12 protein-coding genes and 1 pseudogene are annotated in these 17,292 nt (G+C 70.6%); 5 read left to right on the top strand and 8 right to left on the bottom strand.

Annotation, left to right across the window (positions count from 1 at the left end; translation table 11 throughout):
- Positions 1-8 precede the first annotated feature (8 nt).
- The 8 genes and pseudogenes from UAJ10_RS09165 to nagZ form a co-directional block, all read right to left on the bottom strand.
- Positions 9-353, bottom strand: coding sequence for a hypothetical protein (locus UAJ10_RS09165; RefSeq protein ID WP_322915084.1), 345 nt, complete (start codon positions 351-353; stop codon positions 9-11).
- Positions 354-396: 43 nt separating this feature from the next.
- Positions 397-900: pseudogene (locus UAJ10_RS29855) on the bottom strand (SIS domain-containing protein); the annotation flags it as partial.
- Positions 897-1,814, bottom strand: coding sequence for an ABC transporter ATP-binding protein (locus UAJ10_RS09160; protein WP_322915083.1), 918 nt, complete (start codon positions 1,812-1,814; stop codon positions 897-899). The pseudogene UAJ10_RS29855 and the gene UAJ10_RS09160, both read right to left, overlap by 4 nt.
- On the bottom strand, positions 1,811-2,668 hold the full coding sequence (locus UAJ10_RS09155; protein ID WP_322915082.1) for an ABC transporter ATP-binding protein: 858 nt from the start codon (positions 2,666-2,668) through the stop codon (positions 1,811-1,813). Before UAJ10_RS09155 ends, UAJ10_RS09160 begins: the two co-directional genes overlap by 4 nt.
- Positions 2,665-3,531, bottom strand: a complete 867-nt coding sequence (locus UAJ10_RS09150) for an ABC transporter permease (protein WP_322915081.1) — start codon at positions 3,529-3,531, stop codon at positions 2,665-2,667. The genes UAJ10_RS09155 and UAJ10_RS09150 overlap by 4 nt, the downstream gene beginning before the upstream one ends.
- A 5-nt stretch (positions 3,532-3,536) precedes the next feature.
- Positions 3,537-4,514 carry an ABC transporter permease gene (locus UAJ10_RS09145; RefSeq protein WP_322915080.1) on the bottom strand — a complete coding sequence of 326 codons (978 nt, stop codon included), beginning with the start codon at positions 4,512-4,514 and terminating at the stop codon, positions 3,537-3,539.
- Positions 4,515-4,592: 78 nt separating this feature from the next.
- On the bottom strand, positions 4,593-6,377 hold the full coding sequence (locus UAJ10_RS09140; RefSeq protein ID WP_322915079.1) for an ABC transporter substrate-binding protein: 1,785 nt from the start codon (positions 6,375-6,377) through the stop codon (positions 4,593-4,595).
- A 165-nt stretch (positions 6,378-6,542) separates the two neighbouring features.
- Positions 6,543-7,580: a beta-N-acetylhexosaminidase gene (gene nagZ, locus UAJ10_RS09135; protein WP_322915078.1), complete on the bottom strand. Its 1,038-nt coding sequence runs from the start codon at positions 7,578-7,580 to the stop codon at positions 6,543-6,545.
- A gap of 361 nt (positions 7,581-7,941) precedes the next feature.
- Here nagZ and UAJ10_RS09130 point away from each other — a divergent pair, with 361 nt between their 5' ends.
- The 5 genes from UAJ10_RS09130 (at position 7,942) to UAJ10_RS09110 (ending at position 17,249) form a co-directional block, all read left to right on the top strand.
- Positions 7,942-9,393, top strand: a complete 1,452-nt coding sequence (locus UAJ10_RS09130; RefSeq protein ID WP_322915077.1) for a hypothetical protein — start codon at positions 7,942-7,944, stop codon at positions 9,391-9,393.
- Between the two features lie 323 nt (positions 9,394-9,716).
- Entirely contained in the window at positions 9,717-12,377 is a 2,661-nt protein-coding gene (locus UAJ10_RS09125; RefSeq protein ID WP_322915076.1) for a TonB-dependent receptor, read from the top strand.
- 449 nt (positions 12,378-12,826) lie between these two features.
- Complete coding sequence (gene ptsP / locus UAJ10_RS09120) at positions 12,827-15,478, top strand: phosphoenolpyruvate--protein phosphotransferase (RefSeq protein WP_322915075.1); 2,652 nt, start codon at positions 12,827-12,829, stop codon at positions 15,476-15,478.
- On the top strand, positions 15,478-16,809 hold the full coding sequence (locus UAJ10_RS09115) for a PTS transporter subunit EIIC (RefSeq protein ID WP_322915074.1): 1,332 nt from the start codon (positions 15,478-15,480) through the stop codon (positions 16,807-16,809). The genes ptsP and UAJ10_RS09115 overlap by 1 nt, the downstream gene beginning before the upstream one ends.
- On the top strand, positions 16,707-17,249 hold the full coding sequence (locus UAJ10_RS09110; RefSeq protein ID WP_322915073.1) for a PTS transporter subunit EIIB: 543 nt from the start codon (positions 16,707-16,709) through the stop codon (positions 17,247-17,249). The genes UAJ10_RS09115 and UAJ10_RS09110 overlap by 103 nt, the downstream gene beginning before the upstream one ends.
- The last annotated feature ends 43 nt before the right edge of the window (positions 17,250-17,292 follow it).

Below are 17,292 nucleotides of genomic sequence, written 5' to 3'. Positions count from 1 at the left end.
ATACCACATCAGGATGGCGGCGCCGCAAGGGCCGGCCGCAGACGGCCGCCGGACCGCGCCAGGGCGGCTGCGGCGCCCGCCGGCGTGTGCCCGGCCAGCAACAGGGCGGCGGTCTTGATGTCGCCACCGGCGCGGTCCAGGGCGGCCAGGGCCGCGTCTTCCGCGGCACCCGTGATGCGCGTCAGCATGCCGGCCGCGCGCTGACGCAGCTTCACGTTGTCGATGCGGACATTGACCATGAGGTTGTCGTAGGTGGCGCCCAGCCGCACCATCAGGGTGGTGCTGAACAGGTTCAGGACGGCCTTCTGCGCCGTGGCGGCGCCCAGGCGGGGTGGACCCCGCAACCACTTCATCGCCCGTCACCACGGCCACGCGGTGGCGGGCGGGATCGAACAGCGGGGCGGTGGCGGTGCAGGCTACGGCGATGGTCAGGGCGCCGCGCCGGGCCGCCTCCGCCAGGGCCTCGACCACGAAGGCGCTGCGCCCGCCGGCGGACACGGCGATGACCACGTCCCGGGGGCCGCAGCCGGTGGCGGCCAGGCGCCGGGCGCCCTCATCCGGGGCATCCTCCATCGCGCCGTCGAAGCCGACGGTCAGGTCCGAGATGCCGGCCAGCACCAGGCGCAGGCGGTCGCGCGGCCAGCCGAAGGTGGGGCCCAGCTCGAGGCCGTCCAGCGCCGCCAGCACGGCGGAGGTGCCGGCGCCGACATAGACCAGCGCGCCCCCATCCTCCAGCCGGGCCAGGGCCTCCTCCACCGCCGCCGCCAGGGTGGGCAGGGCGGACAGGCAGGCGGCCACGGCCCGGCTCTGCCCGGCCCATAGGGCCTCCAGCACGTCCTGCGTGCTCCAGGTGTCCAGGCCCTTGAAGCGCTGGCCCACGCCTTCCGTCGCGGCGTTCATGCGGCAACCCTTTCATCCACGGTCCGGGCCTTGTGCCCCGGGCCCACATAAACCAGGTTCCCGGGCCCTTCGCTCAGGCGCCGCACGGCGTCGGCGCGGCCGATCAGCGACCCTCCCGTGTCGAACGGCCGGCCGGCGTCGGGCACGGCCGACAGCAGCAGGCGGGTGTAGGGATGCCGGGGGCTATCGATCACCGCCCCCGTGGGGCCGGATTCCACCACGCGGCCCCGGAACAGCACCGCCGTCTCCTCCGCCACATAGCGGGCGGTGGCGATGTCGTGGGTGATGTACAGCAGCGCGATGCCCCGTTCGGCTTTCAGGCGCTGCAAGGTGTCCAGCACGCTTAGGCGGATGGACACATCCAGCATGCTGGTGGGCTCATCGGCGATGATCACGGCCGGGTTCACCGCCAGGGCGCGGGCCAGGTTCACCCGCTGGCGCTGGCCGCCCGACAGCTCATGCGGGAAGCGGTGCAGCAGGGCTTCGGCGTCCAGCTCCACCTGGGTCAGCAGGGCGCGTGCCTCGGCGTCGCGGCCGGCGCGGTCCAGATCCGGCCGGTGCAGGGCCAGGGGGCGGGCCAGATGATGGGCCACGGTGTGGGCGGGGTTCAGGGCGGCGAAGGGGTCCTGGAACACCATCTGCACGACGCGGCGATAGTCCAGCAGCGCCCGCCGGCCGGACAGGCCGGTGACGTCGCGATTCTGGAACAGGATGCGGCCGGACGTGGGCCGCAGCATATGGGTCAGCAGCTTGGCGCAGGTGCTCTTGCCCGATCCCGACTCGCCCACCAGGGCCAGGGCGCGGCCGGGGTGCAGGGTCAGGTCCACGGCATCCAGGGCCTTGTGGCCGCCGTGGGCGTTTTGGGCGGGGAAAACCATGGACAGGCCTTCGGTCTGAAGCACGGGGGCGGTCATGGCATCACCAGGTCGGGTTGGGCGCGGACGGGGGCGGCCGGGTGCAGCGGCGGGATGCTGTCCCACAGGTGGCGGGTATAGGGATGCCCGGCACCCCGCGCGATGGCGGCGGGCGTGGTCAGCTCCACCAGCCGGCCCCGCAGCATCACGCCCACCCGGTCGCAGAACTGGCTCATCAGCGCCAGGTCATGGGTGATGAACAGGACGGAGAAGCCCAGGCGGCGGCGCAGGTCGGCCACCTGTTCCAGGATCTCCCGCTGCACCACCACGTCCAGGGCGGTCGTCGGCTCATCCATGATGACCAGCTTGGGCTTCAGCGCCAGGGCCAGGGCGATCACCAGGCGCTGGCGCATGCCGCCGGAGAGCTGGTGGGGATGGTCGCGCAGCCGATCGGGCGAAATGCCCACCAGGCGCAACAGGTCGGCGCTGCGCTCCGCCACCTCCGCCTTGTGGGTGATACCGTGGGCCCGGAACATGTCGCGGAACTGGTCGGACACGCGCAACACCGGGTTCAGGGCGTTCATGGCGCTTTGCAGCACCACGCTGACCTCGCGCCAGCGCCACTGCCGCAGGTCTTTGGGCGTCAGGGCCAGCACGTCGGTGCCGGCCAGGGTGACGCTGCCGCCAGTGATGTGGGCCGGCGGACGGTGCAGGCGGGCGATCGCGAAGGCCAAGGTGCTCTTGCCCGATCCGGACTCGCCGGCCAGGCCCATGACCTCACCGGCGCCCAGGTCGAAGGACACGCCGTCCACGGCGCGGGTGGCACCGTGCGGCGTGGCGTAGTCGACCGTCAGGCCGCGCACCTGAAGCAGGGGCTGGGGCAGCGGGGATGGGGGCGGCAAGGGCGCGCTCATGCCGTCACCTGCTTCAGCTTCAGGCGCAGGGTGCGCAGGCGGGGGTTGGCGACCTCGTCCATGGCGAAGTTGATCAGCGACAGGCCGCTGCCGAACAGCACCAGGGCCAGGCAGGGGCAGGCGACCTCCCACCAGGCGCCCACCTGCAAGGCCGACGTGGTCTGGGCGTTGTACAGCAGGGTGCCCCAGGAGACCTTGAGCGCGTCGCCCAGCCCCAGGAACTCCAGGGTCGCCTCCGTCACCACGGCGTAGAGCACGCTGCCGATGAAGTTGAAGCCGATGATGGAGACCAGGTTGGGCAGCAACTCGCAGGCCAGGATGCGCCAGGTGGGCTCGCCCAGCAGTTCGGCGGCATGGATGTAGTCGCGGTTGCGCAGGCTTTGGGTCTGGGCGCGGGTGACGCGCGCGCCCCAGCCCCAGGCGGTGCCGGCGATGATCAAGGCGATGGTGGCCGGGCTGGCGGCGCCGATGAAAGCGGCCAGCACCAGCATCAGGGGCAGGTTGGGGATGACCAGCACCACGTTGGTGATCAGGTTCAGCGCCTCATCCACCCGGCCGCCCAGGTAGCCGGCGGTGACGCCCACGGCGGTGCCGATGGCCGTGATCATCAGCCCGGCCGTCAGGCCCACCAGCAGCGAGGTACGGGTGCCGTGGATGGTCTGGGCCAGCACGTCGCGGCCCATGCGGGTGGTGCCCATGAGGTGCGCGGCGCTGGGCGCCTCGTGCGGGCGGCCCACGCGCTGGTTGGGGCCGGCGGGCGCCACCAGGGGCCCGAACACCGCCAGCGCCAGGAAGAACGCCACGATGCCGGCGCCGACGCTGGCCTTGCGGTTGGCGAGAAGCGAGGTGAAGAAGGCGCGCATGGCGCTCAGGCCCTCCGCAAACGGGGATCCAGGGCCAGGCACAGCAGGTCCGCCGCGAAGTTCGCCGTCAGCATGGCCAGCGTCATGAGCATGAGCTGGCCCTGGATCAGGGGATAGTCGCGGGCGGTGATGCCCTGGTACAGGGTGTAGCCCAGGCCCGGATAGTTGAAGACGATTTCGGTGATCAGCGCCCCGCCGAAGGTGGCGCCCAGGGTCATGGCGAAGCTGGTGACGGTGGGCAGCAGGGCGTTGCGCGCGGCGTAGGCGTAGCGCACCCGCCCGTCCGACAGGCCCTTGGCCGTCGCCAGGGTGATGTAATCCTCGCCCAGCAGGTTGATCATGCTGTTGCGCATGGTGACCAGGTAGCCGCCGATCTGGGCCACCACCAGGGTCAGGATGGGCAGGCCCGCGTGCACCAGCACGCTGCCGATGAAGGCCAGGGTGAAGCCGGGGTCCAGCTCCGGCGCCCAGGCGTAGCCGGTGGGCAGCCACTTCAGCCGGATGCTCAGCACGAACAGGGCGACCAGCGAGGTCACCAGCGGGGGCACCGCCTGGATCATCAGGGCCGCCGGCGCGCCGAAACTGTCGAAGGCCCCGCCCCGCCGCCAGGCGGCGCGGACGCCCAGCGCCGAGCCCAGGAGGAAGGCGATGAGGGAGGATGTCAGGACCAGCAGCAGGGTCCAGGGCAGGGCCTGCATCAGCACGGCGTTGACCGTCAGCGGGTGGAAGCGCACCGACAGGCCCAGGTCGAAGGTGAAGACGCTGGCGAGGTAGCGGCCGAACTGCACCGGCCAGGGCCCGTCGACGAAGCCGAAGGTGGCCTTCAACGCTTCCAGGCTTTCCGGCGGCAGCACGGTGCCGGCCTGGGCGAACATGATGTCGACCGGGTTGCCGGGCATGAGCCGCGGCAGCAGGAAGTTGAAGGTCGCGGCCACGATGAAGGCGACGACATAGAATCCGGCCCGGCGAAGCAGGAAGGACATGGGATATCAGCCTTGGCCTTGGGTGTCCGAGGGGCGGCCCGAAAGCGCCCCGGTCTCATCTGACGGGGGGCGGCGGGATCACCCGCCGCCGGCGGAGGGGGACGGTGGCGCCGCCGCCGCGGACTGGCCCTTCACGGGTTCCAGCGCCAGCAGGTGCAGCAGGCGTTCGGGCGTGCCGTCGAAGACATCGGGCCGGGCCACCGGGTTGTCGGCGTTGAACCAGCCCTTGAAGCGACGGGTGTTGTATTCGTACCAGGTGGGGTTGCTGAACAGCGGCACGTAGGGGCTGTTGGCCGCCACGATCATCTGCACCTTGTCCATGGCGCGCCGCTGCTCCGTGGGGTCGATGGTGGCCACGAAGGCGTCCAGCGCGCTGTCCAGGTCGGGATCGGTGAAGCGGGTGGGGGCGAAGCGCGTCTTGCCGCTGTAGCGGGAATGGAAGCCGGTGTCGAAGCTGCGGTAGGGCGTCTCGCCCGGGAACAGGCCGTTGATGGCCATGTCGTAGTCGCCGCTGATCAGCTTCTGCGCCCAGGACGCCGGCTCCACGGTGGAAACGCGCACGTTCAGGCCCAGGGCGTTCAGGCTTTCCGCCACCAGCTGCGTGGAATTGACCCAGTCGGTCCAGCCGGTGGGCACGAGGATGTCGAAGGCGATGGGGCTGCCGTCGGCATTGTCGATGTAGCCGTCGCCGTTGACGTCGCGGAAGCCGCTCTCGGCCAGCAGGGCCTGGGCGCCGTTCTTGTCGAAATGGGCGAACTTGCCGTACTGGCGCTCCGCCTCCGGGTTCACCCAGTCCTGGTAGGTGCGGCCGATGCCGCTGGCGTACTCGTTGACCTCGGGATAGCCGTAGCCGGCGATGTCCACGATGGCGCGCCGGTCCACCGCCATGCTGACGGCGCGGCGGAAATTGACGTTGCGGAAGGCGGCGCGGTTGCCTCGGCTGGGGCTATTCAGGTTGATGTCGATGGCGACCGTGCCGCCCGGCGGGAACCAGTAGCGGTGATGCTTGGGATCGGCCGCCACGTAGGTGCGCTCGATATCCGGCAGGAAGGCGCCGAACCAGTCCAGCCGCCCCTCGGCGGCGGCGGTCAGCAACTGCTCATTGTTGCGCACCTGGGGGAAGCTCATGCAGTCGACCTTCAGGTCGGCGCCGTCCCAGTAATTGGGGTTGCGGCACTGCACGTAGACCTGCGGGGTGAAGCGCCTCACCTCCGTCATGGGGCCGGTGCCGATGGGATTGTCGTTGGTGAAGGTCACGGGGTCCGCGACCTTGGACCAGACATGGCGCGGCACCACGGGCACGCGCACGATCTCGAACACGATGCTGGTGTTCACCTTCTTCAGGGTGAACACCACCGTGTGGGCGTCGATCGCCTCCACGGCGGCGACGCGGTTGCCCATGTCCAGCGTGTCCAGCGCCTTGAACCGGCGCAGCAGGTCGAAGGTGTAGGCGACGTCGGCGGCGGTGAAGGGCTGGCCGTCCGACCATTGCACCCCGTCACGCAGCTTGAAGGTCAGCTTCAACAGGTCGGGGGAGAAGGCGTAGTCGGTGGCCAGGCGGTATTCCGGCCGGCCGCCGTACATGGAGTTGAAGACCACCAGCGGCTCATAGATGAACTCGCGCACGCTGGGCAGGCGGCTCGTCTCGTTGAACGGGTTGAAGTTGCGCACCCAGCCGCTGGACATGGCGGCCAGCACCGTCAGCGTCGTCGGGGGCGCCGGCGCCAGGGCCGGCTGGCTGTCAGACGTGGTGGGCGCCGCCGGGGGCGCCTTCTGGAGCGTCGTCACAGGGGGGGCCGCCACCGCCGTCGCGGCGGCCAGCGCCAGTGCCACACCCGTGATGGAAACGAAACGTCGGATCAAGGCCGTCCCCTAGGGTATCGAAGGATACCGTCAAGCTCCCTGACGGAAGCGCTGATCGACTCTAATCGGTCTCCGGCGCGCCGTCCCGCCCTCACTGTCGCCGCCCGCGACGCCCCAGGCCAGGGCGCAAACTCGTCAGTTTCGTCAGAGCGCCGTTAAGGCGCGTCACGCCAGCTGTGCGGCCAGGTCGCGGGCGGCCGCGGCCACGTCGCCGATCAGGCCGCCGGGGGTGCCGTTGGCGGGCACGGTCGCGCGGGCCAGGCGCGCCAGGCTGGCGGGCGTCAGGGGGCGGGCCGCCGCGGCGATGGGCCGCCACTCCGCCACGTCGCCATGGCTGGACAGGCAGATGTCGATGCCCGACGCCAGCACGGCGGCACAGCGCTGGGCCAGGGTGCCGGCCAGCGCCTCCATATAGATGCAGTCGGAAATCAGCACCCCGTCGAAGCCGATGCGGCCCCGGATCACCTGTTCCACCACGGTGGGGGAGATGGAGGCCGGGCGGGCCGGGTCCACGGTGCTGAACACGATGTGCGCCACCATGGCCCAAGGGGCGGTGGCGGCCAGCCGGCGGAAGGGCAGGAAGTCGCTGTCGGCCAGGGTGTCCAGGTCGGTGTCCACCACCGGCAGGCGCTCATGGCTGTCCACCATGGCGCGGCCGTGGCCGGGGATGTGCTTGATGATGGGGGTGACGCCGGCGGCGATCATGCCGGCCATGAAGGCGCCGGCCAGCTCAGCCACCTCGGCCGGCGTGTCGCTGAAGGCGCGATCGCCGATGACCTCGTGGCTGCCCGGCGCCGGCACGTCGGCCAGGGGGGCGCAATCGACGGAAATGCCATGCTGGCGCAGCAGGCTGCCGATGGCGGCGCCATCCAGGTGGGCCGCCGCCAGCCCGGCCTGGCGGTCGCGGCGGTACAGGGCGCCGATGCGGGCCGGCGGGGGGAAGGCCGGCCACGCCGGCGGGTCCATGCGCTGGTGCTGTCCGCCCTCATGATCGATCAGGATGGGGGCGTCGGCGCGGCCGACGGCGTCGCGGAAATCGTCGCACAGACGGCGCACCTGATCGGGTGTACCGCAGTTGCGCTTGAACAGGATCAGGCCCAGCGGATCGGCGTCGCGGAAGAAGGCCCTCTGCTCGGCCGTCATCTCCAGCCCCGGTACCCCGAAGACGACGGCGAGCGGCGGTTGGCGGGTACTGAGGGTCATGGGACATCACCTTTCAGGAGGGGGCTGGGGGCGCGGGCGCGTGGGCCGGCGCGGGGCCCCGCGAGAGCACGGGCCGGCGTGGATGGCGGAGCCGGAATATCAAGGAAATCCGCGCCTCGGCGGGCCGGTCGCGGGCCCCGGCAGGGGAGCGCGGACGGGCCCCGGCGATCAAGGCCAGCTTTGCGGATTGACGAAATTGACGGTATGCTCGCAGCCGCGCGCCGGTAAAGCCGATTTAAAAACAGTGATGTCGGTGGATTTGGATGTATTCCTGTCCCCATCAAAAAGACAGGGGGTGATCGGGGTGGTCGGGTTTGAGAGGTGGGCTATCAGGGCGCCGGCCGGCCTCGTCACGCTTGGGGTGCTGCTCTGCCTGTCGCTGATGACGGCGCTGTACGCCGTCATGGATCGCACCGACACGGCCGTTGCCACCGCCCGCGACATGGCGGCCCATGACCTGGGCATCCTGTATGAGTCCGCCCGCGATCAGAGCGCCGCCTTCTCCAGCACCAGCTTCATCGGTTACAGCGTGGGCCGCTACTACGGCTTCGCCTCCGCCTTCGCGCAGATTTCGCCCAACCCCGAACGGGCCGCCGCCTTGCTGCGCACGGCCTTCGCGGCCGGCGACGCGCAGCAGCAGGGCGCCTCCTCCGCCCTCGCCCCCTACATGGCGGTGCACGACCGTTTCCACGCCAGCTTCGTGGACATGATCGGCTCGTCCGTCTTCAACGACCTCTACCTCATCGATCGGCTGGGCCGCGTGGTCTACAGCCTGCGCAAGGACGGCGCCTTCGGCCAGGACCTGAACGACGCCCATGCCCGCGACACCCCCCTGGGCGAGGTGTTCCGCGAGATCATGGCCCGGCTGCAGAAGGTGGACGACCCCACGCAGGTGCTGGTGGTGACCCCGCCCAAGGATCTGGACGGCGCCACCGCCAGCGACGGACTCGAGGGCGTGGGCATCCTGGTGGCCCGGCCGGTGGTGCGCCATGGCTCGGTGGAGGGCGTGGTGGCCTTCCGCCTGCCATTGGCCACGGTGGACCGGCGCCTGGGCACGCTGGCGCGGCATGGCATCGGCTTCGCGCTCATCGATGCCGGCGGGCACCCGGCGGACCAGCCGCCCGCCGCCCGCGGCCTCTCCCCTTATGGTGTGTATGGCGTGCCGGGGTCGCCCTGGCAGTTCCAGGTGCTGTCCAGCGGCTGGGCCTTGTCGGGCTGGCTGGGTTGGTGGACCTGGGGCCTGGCGCTCACCAGCGCCGCCGCCGGGGGCTGGACCTGGCGCCAATCGCGTCGCGCCGCGCCCCAGCAACCCCTGGCGGCCGGAGTGCCGGCGCCCGCACCGTCACCCATGCCCGCGCGGGCCGCCATCCTCCCGCCGCCGGTCGCCGCCGTGCCGCCCCCGCCCGAACCGGTGATGGACGTGCCGCCCGCCCCGGCGCCGGCCCCCGCGCCGGTCCCGGAGGGGGAGCCCGCCAACGACCTGGACGCCAATGAGGAGTTCCGCCGCTGCATCGTCGACGTCATGACCCTGGCGCTGGACTTCTGGCATCACGCCAAGCGCAAGGGGAAGATCGAGCTGGCGGAGGAAAGCGGGCTGTGGCGTGTCTATATGGACCGCAGCTCGCTGCAGACCCGCACGCTGGACAAATACCTGCTGGTGGAAACGCTGCCCCGCAACCCCCGCTGGCGCGACGTGGTGCGCACGGCCGAATTCGTGCTGCGGCATTGCCCCGACGCGGGCGTGGAGCGTGAGGGGGTGCGCGAGGCCCTGGGCCGGCTGAAACAGCACCTGCGGCATGCCGAGCGCATATAGCGCCGCCAAACGCGTCACCGAGCCCATAAGTAATACATTGTAATGTTACAGGTTTCATCGGCGCCGACAGTCAAAATCCCCGATTTTGCCGTCATTTTCGACATTCTGCCGGAACCAGCCTTTCGCCCCCGCCCCCCTCTCATGCCTGATATGCCGGAACGCACGGCCACCCCGGGTTGCCCCGGTGGGCTCCCCAATCGGGCAAGAGGGGGTTGGCGGTGTCTGGTTCCAGGCGTGGCGCCGTCGGTTGGGTCTGACGGTTGGCCGCGCCGGTAAACACAAAAGATGGGCCAGAGGAGGGTTTGATGGGATTTGGGAGAAAGATGCTGCGCGGTTCCGCCAGCGTGGTGGCGGTGCTGGCCATGTCGGCCACGGCCTATGCGGCCGACGCGCCCGCCCCGGCGGCGGACTCCAGCCTGGACGAAATCGTCGTAACGGGCTTCCGCAAGTCGATCCAGGACAGCATTGATGTGAAGCGCGACAAGACCGCCGTGGTCGACGTGGTCAGCGCCGAGGACATCGGCAAGCTGCCCGACAAGAACGTGGCCGACGCGCTGCAGCGCGTGCCCGGCGTCATGATCCAATCCGCCGCCTCGGGTGAGGGCGGCTTCGACGAGGCCGACCGCGTCAGCATCCGCGGCTCCAGCCCCTCGCTGACCAACACCACCATCAACGGCCATGGCGTGGCCACCGGCGACTGGTTCCTGCTGGACCAGTTCTCCACCGTGGGCCGCTCGGTCAGCTTCTCGCTGCTGCCGTCGGAAATCGTCTCCCAGACCCTGGTGTACAAGAGCCAGCAGGCGGACCTGGTCGAGGGCGGCGTCGCCGGCTCCATCGACATCATCACCCGCAAGCCGCTGGACTTTAAGGAAAACTTCACCGCCGCCGCCGACATCGAGGGCGTGTACGGTGACATGGCCGAGAAGGTGGCGCCCCAGTTCAACGGCCTGGTGTCGTGGAAGAACAAGTCCAACACCTTCGGCGTCCTGGCGCAGGCCTTCTATGAAGAGCGCGACGTGCAGCGCGAAGGCCAGGAGGTCCTGGGCTATTCGCAGTTCCAGTCCACCGACGCCGCCGTCAAGGCGCACCCGGAACTGAACGGCGTCTATTACCCCACCCTGATCGGTTCCGCCCTGTTCCAGCAGAAGCGCAAGCGCATGGGCGGCGACATCGACGTGGAATTCACGCCGACCGACAAGCTGACGGTGGACGTCAACGGCTTCTACTCCCACATGGACGCCGACAACTCCAACCGCAACTTCATGTACTGGGGTTCCAGCATCTTCTCGACGCAGCAGGCGGTGCCCACCGCCTACACCGTTAAGAACCACACCCTGACCTCGGCCACCACGCCCTCGGTCACCAACGCCATCGTCTACGACCTGATCTCGCGCCCCGGCGCCTCGGCCGAGACGTCCTACATCGATGCCGACCTGACCTATCAGGCGACCGACCGCCTGAGCTTCACCGGCAAGGTCGGCTACACCTACGGCCTGGGCGACACGCCATCCGAGCCGGCGTATGAGGCGGTGGCCGCCTCGTCGGCCAGCTACGCCCTGAACGGCCTGTCGGCCCCTGCCACCGTCAATTTCGGCATTCCCACCGGCACCCAGAACGGCAATTACGCCACCGGCTGGGCCTGGACCGACGTGCTGACGGCGGTGGACCAGGAATATTACGGCCAGTTGGACGCCAAGTACGACGTCAAGTCCGGCATCTGGGACTCGGTGAAGGCCGGCGTGCGCGTCAGCGCCCACCAGCGCAACACCCAGTTCAAGGTCGACGGCGGCTGCTGCGCCAACGGCGGCTGGGGTGTGGCCACGCCCACGTCCAGCGGCACCTATCCCGCCGGCTTCGGTTCCAACCTGGGCGGTCCCGTTCTCAGCAACATATGGAACCTGTCCAACGACCAGATCGCGGCGTTCTTCAATTCCTACGGCATCGGCAACGCCGACCCCATCAATGGCGCCGACGGCACGTCGCGCTATTACTGGCCGGGCTCCTTCAAGGTGTCGGAGACCGACAGTGCCGCCTATGTCATGGCCAATGTCGGCGGCGCCGGCTGGTCGGGCAACTTCGGCGTCCGCTTCGTCGACACCAACCTGACCAGCCTGGTGTACTTCGCCTCCACCGCCGGGGCGCCGGGGGCCATCAACACCTCCGCCTTCGGGCCCTATGTGCCGACCAACATCAGCCACGACTACGTCAACGTCCTGCCCAGCGCCAACCTGAAGCTGGAGGTGACGGACGACGTGGTGGCCCACCTGGCGGTGGCCAAGACCATGGCGCGGCCCGACTACAGCGCCCTGGGCGGTTCGGTCAGCCTGAACGACGTGGCCTCCTCCGGCTCGGGCGGCAACCCCGACCTGAAGCCCATCGAGTCCACCAACTACGACGCGTCGCTGGAATGGTACTACGGCCCGCAGTCCTTGCTGTCGTTCGCCGTGTTCTACAACGACATGAACTCGTACGTGACCTACGGCGTCACGCCGCAGACCTTCTATTCCGACTTCTACAAGGCCAACCACACCTATCAGGTGACCCACCCGTTCAACACCTCGGCCAAGAACCGCGGCTTTGAACTGGCGATCCAGCAGCCGATCTACGGCGGCTTCGGCGTCCAGGCCAACTACACCTACGCCTATGGCACCGAGGAAAGCGGCGCGCCGATGATCGGCAACTCCCGTCACACCTACAACCTGACGGGTTATTACGAGAACGACTGGATCAGCGCCCACCTGTCCTACACCTTCCGCTCGCACTTCGTGGTGGGCCTGGACCGCAGCACCCTGGAAAACCAGGATGACTTCGGCACCCTGGACGCCTCCATCAACGTGCCCGTCAACGATTACATCAGCCTGACCTTCTCGGCCCTGAACATCACGGACGAGCTGATGAAGTACTACGCCAACAACACCGATCAGCCGCGTGCCCTCTACGACAACGGCCGTCAGTTCTACTTCGGTGCCCACTTCAAGTACTGAGGTTCATGAGTGTGTGGCGGCCGGCCCAGGGGACGTTCCCCTGGCCCCCGGCCGCCGCCAGTGCCCCGTCGGCTGGTTCGTCACGGACGGCGGGTTGTTTCCGTGAGGGCGTACTTTCTTTGGATTGTGCTCTCGATCTCCCCGAACTTGGAAAGGGCCCGGGCGTCGGTCCGGGCCCCCTTTTCCCCGGGGAGGCTGACGACGGAATAAGACGCTACGGCGGAGGATTTTAGGGATGCGGGGCCTAGGTCGGCACCACGGGCTGGGGATGGGAACGGCGATGGACGGCGCAGTGCCTCGCCCGCTCTCCGTTCCCGCACGACACCAAGGTCCCTCGGGGCAGGCCGGATGGGGTGGTGGGCGTCACAGCCGCCACGGCCGGCCTGATCGTTTTTGGGTGGGTTGATGTCTGGAACGGCGCCGGCGGCGCCGGGAAAAGAGGAAAAGGCGTGGGCGGTTCGATGGTGGGAAATGGGGCGCCGGCCGATGCGGCGCCGGGCACGGCAAACGTGACGCGGCTCACCTTGCTGGCCCCGCTGGACGGATGGGCGACCCCGCTGGACGAGGTGCCCGATCCCGTCTTCGCCCAGCGCATGATGGGGGAGGGGCTGGCCCTGGACCCGACCGGCGCCAGCCTGCGGGCCCCCTGCGACGGCGTGGTGCTGACCGTCCATCGCGCCCGCCACGCCGTGACCCTGCGCGCCGATTGCGGCGTGGAAATCCTCATGCACGTCGGGCTGGAGACCGTGGCCCTGGGCGGGCGCGGCTTCACCGTCCACGTGGCGGAGGGCGCGGTGGTGCGCGCCGGCGACGCGCTGATCGATTTCGACATGGACCTGCTGGCCCGTGAGGCCAAAAGCCTGCTGACCCCCCTGATCATCGCCGGTGGCCCGGCCACCACGGTGGTGGAGGCCAAGACCGGCACGCCGGTGCGCGCCGGCGAGGTGCTGTTGACCCTGCTGGTCCAGGGCGATGGCGCCGCCAGCGCTCCGTCCACGGAGCGTGTGCCGCGCGCGGAACAGTCGGTGGTGCTGCCCCTGGTGCACGGCCTGCACGCCCGTCCTTCGGCCGTGCTGGCCGCCGCCGCCAAGCCCTATGGCTCCGCCGTCTTCCTGGCGGCGCAGGGCCGCCGCGCCAACGCCAAGAGTGCGGTGGCCGCCATGGCGCTGGGCCTGCGCCACGGCGACGCCCTGACCGTGCTGGCGGAAGGCGAGGACGCCGCCGCCGCCGTGGCCGCCGTGGCCGCCGCGATCTCCGCCGGCCTGGGCGAGAAACCGGTGGCGCTTGCCGAGGCGCTGCCCGTGCCATCGCTGCCCAGCGCCGCCGTGCCGCCGCACGACGAACCGCCGGCGCTGGAGGCCCAGCCGCCCTTCGCCCCCGGTGAGACGGCCGTCATCCGCGCCGTCACCGCCGCCCCGGGCCTGGCGCTGGGTCGCGCCTTCCGCCTGCAGGAAGAGGAGGTGGAGGTGCCGGCCAGCGGCCTGGGGGCGGATGCCGAGCAGGCGGCCCTGGCCGCCGCGCTGGACCGCGTGCGCGCCCGCCTGGCCGCCGCCGTGGCCCACGCGGAGGAGACGCGCCAGACCCAGCGCCGCGACATCTTCCAGGCGCACCTGGCCATCCTGGATGATCCCGACCTGCTGGACGAGGCGCGGGCCACCATCGCCGGTGGCGGGTCCGCCGGAACCGCCTGGCGCGCCGCCACCGACCGGTCCGCCGCCGCCTTGCGCGCCCTGGGCAACCCGCGCATGGCGGAGCGCGCGGCCGACCTGATCGACCTGCGCCGCCAGGTCATGCTGGCCCTGGCCGGGCGGGAACCGCAGCCGGTGATCCTGCCCCAAGGCGCCATCCTGGTGGCGGAGGAGCTGATGCCCAGCCAGCTCAGCAACCTGGACGCCAGCCGCCTGGCGGGTTTCTGCACCGCGCGTGGCGGGCCCACCAGCCATGTCGCCATCCTGGCCGCCTCCATGGGCGTGCCGGCCCTGGTGGCGGGCGGGGCGGCCGTGCTGCGCATCCCCGATGACGCGCGGCTGATCCTGGATGCCGACCGCGGCCTGCTGCATGTGCAGCCGCCGGCCGACGATCTGGCCAAGCTGGAGCGCGAGACGGCGCGGCGCAAGGTGCTGGCCGAGGCCAACCTGAAGGCGGCGGCGGCCGACTGCGTCATGGCCGACGGCACCCGCATCGAGGTCTACACCAATGTCGGCAAGGTGGCTGACGCGGTGAAGGGGGTGGCCAAAGGGGCGGAGGGCTGCGGCCTGCTACGCACCGAATTCCTGTTCCTGGACCGCCAGACGGCGCCCGACGAGGATGAGCAGGCCGCCCAATACCAGGCGGTGGCGACGGCCCTGGCCGGCCGGCCGCTGATCATCCGCACCCTGGACGTGGGCGGCGACAAGCCCTTGCCCTACTTGCCTCTGCCGCGGGAGGAGAACCCCATCCTGGGCCTGCGCGGCGTGCGCATCGGCCTGCGCCGGCCGGAAATCCTGCGCACCCAGCTGCGCGCCATCCTGCGCGTCCGCCCGGTGGGCCAGTGCCGCATCATGGTGCCCATGGTCGCCACCCTGGATGAGGTGCGGGCCGTGCGCGACATGCTGGACCATGAGCGCGAGGCCCTGGGCCACGCCCCGCCGGTGCAGCTGGGCGTCATGGTGGAAACGCCGGCGGCGGCGGTGACGGCCGACCAGCTCGCCACCGAGGCCGATTTCCTGTCCATCGGCACCAATGACCTGACGCAGTACGTGCTGGCCATGGACCGGGGCAACCCCGACCTGGCCGCCCGCCTGGACGCCCTGCACCCCGCCGTGCTGCGCCTGATCCGCCAGACGGCGGAGGGGGCGGCCAAGCACGGCCGCTGGGTGGGCGTGTGCGGCGCGCTGGCCTCCGACCCGGCCGCGGCCCCTTTGCTGGTGGGCCTGGGCGTGACGGAGCTGTCGGCCACGCCGCCCACCATTCCGGAGATCAAGGCCGCCCTGCGCCCGTTGGACAAGGCCGCGTGCGTGGCGCTCGCCACCGAGGCCCTGGCGCAGGAGTCCGCCGCCGCCGTGCGCAGCCTGCTGGCCCGCGCCGGCCTCGCCGTCGCCATCACCGAGGGAGCCGCCTGATGCGCGACCGCTTCGCCCTGATACAGCAGCTGGGCCGTGCCCTCATGCTGCCCATCGCCGTGCTGCCGGTGGCCGGCCTGCTGCTGCGCCTGGGGCAGCCCGACCTGCTGGGCATCCCCTTCATCGCCGCCGCCGGCGAGGCCATCTTCACCAACCTGGGCCTGGTCTTCGCCATCGGCGTGGCGGTGGGCCTGGCGCGGGAGAACAACGGTGCCGCCGGCCTGGCCGGCGTGGTCGGCTTCCTGGTGGCGACGCAGGGGGCGCAGGCCCTGGTGCGCGTGCCGCCCGAGGTGGTGGCCGGCCTTACCGGAACGGCGCTGGACGCCGCCGCCACCAGCTACAAGATCAAGGCGGTGGCCAAGATCGGCGTGCCGGCCGGCATCCTGTCCGGCCTGCTGGCCGGCGGCCTGTACAACCGCTACAGCGAATTGAAGCTGCCGGAGTTCCTGTCCTTCTTCGGCGGCCGCCGCTTCGTGCCCATCGCCACCGGCTTCGCCGGCTTGGGGTTGGCGCTGGTCTTCGGGTTCGGCTGGCCCGTGCTGGAGGCGGGCCTGGACGGGCTCAGCCGCGCCGTGCTGTCCGCCGGTGACGTCGGCCTGTTCCTGTACGGCCTGTTGAACCGCGTGCTGATCATCACCGGCCTGCACCACATCCTGAACAACGTCGCCTGGTTCATCCTGGGCGACTACCAGGGGGCCACCGGCGACCTGAAGCGCTTCTTCGCCGGCGACCCCACGGCCGGCGGCTTCATGGCCGGCTATTTCCCCGTCATGATGTTCGGCCTGCCGGCCGCCTGCCTGGCCATGTACCGCGCGGCCAAGCCGGAACGGCGGGCGGCCATCGGCGGCATGCTGCTATCCATGGCGCTGACCGCTTTCCTGACCGGCGTGACCGAGCCCATCGAGTTCACCTTCATGTTCGTGGCCCCGCCCCTCTATGCCCTGCACGCCGTGCTGACGGGCCTGGCCATGGTGGTGATGGACGTGCTGGGGGTGAAGCTGGGCTTCACCTTCTCCGCCGGGCTGGTCGACTACATCGTCAATTTCGGCAAGGCGACGCGGCCTCTGCTGCTGCTGCCGGTGGGTGCCGCCTACTTCGCCGTCTATTACGCCGCCTTCGCCTTCGTCATCCGCCGCTTCAACCTCAAGACCCTTGGGCGGGAGGATGCGCCGGTGGCGGCCGTTTCCCCCCGGCGCCGGCCGAGGGGGGCCGGGGCGGCGGCTTCGTCGTGGCCCTGGGCGGGGCCGGCAACATCCGCACCGTGGACGCCTGCACCACCCGCCTGCGCCTGGTACTGGCCGACAACCGCGCGGTGGATGAGAGTGCACTGACGGCCCTGGGCTCGCGCGGCGTGGTCCGCCCCAACGCCACCGCCCTGCAGGTGGTGCTGGGGCCCGTGGCCGACCAGGTGGCGGGCGAGATCCGCAAGGCCTTGGCCCGTACGCCGGTGGGGCATTTGGCGACCGGCGGCGCGCTTGCCGTCGCCGTGGCGGCGGAGGAGCCCGCGCCCGTGCCGGCCGCGGCACCCTTGCCCGACGCCGCCGCCGTGCTGGCGGCCCTGGGCGGCACGGCCAACGTCCAGGCGGTGGAGGCCCGCGCCACCCGCCTGTTGCTGGGTGTCGCCGACGCCGCAGGCGTGGACGAGGGGCGCCTGCTGTCCCTGGGACTGCGCGGCGTGGCGCGCGTCGGCTCCGGCCGTCTGCATCTGCTGCTGGGGGGCCCCGCCGCCCCGCTGGCCGACGCCCTGACCCACGCCATGGCCAGGGGCTGACGGCCCATCCCGCTTCCACGCTTCCGCTTTCCTCAAGGGCATT

Source organism: Nitrospirillum guaranorum, from assembly GCF_034653275.1.
In the GTDB taxonomy this organism is placed as follows: domain Bacteria; phylum Pseudomonadota; class Alphaproteobacteria; order Azospirillales; family Azospirillaceae; genus Nitrospirillum.
Note: the sequence above shows the minus strand (reverse complement) of the source record. Positions and strands in the feature narration are given on the sequence as shown.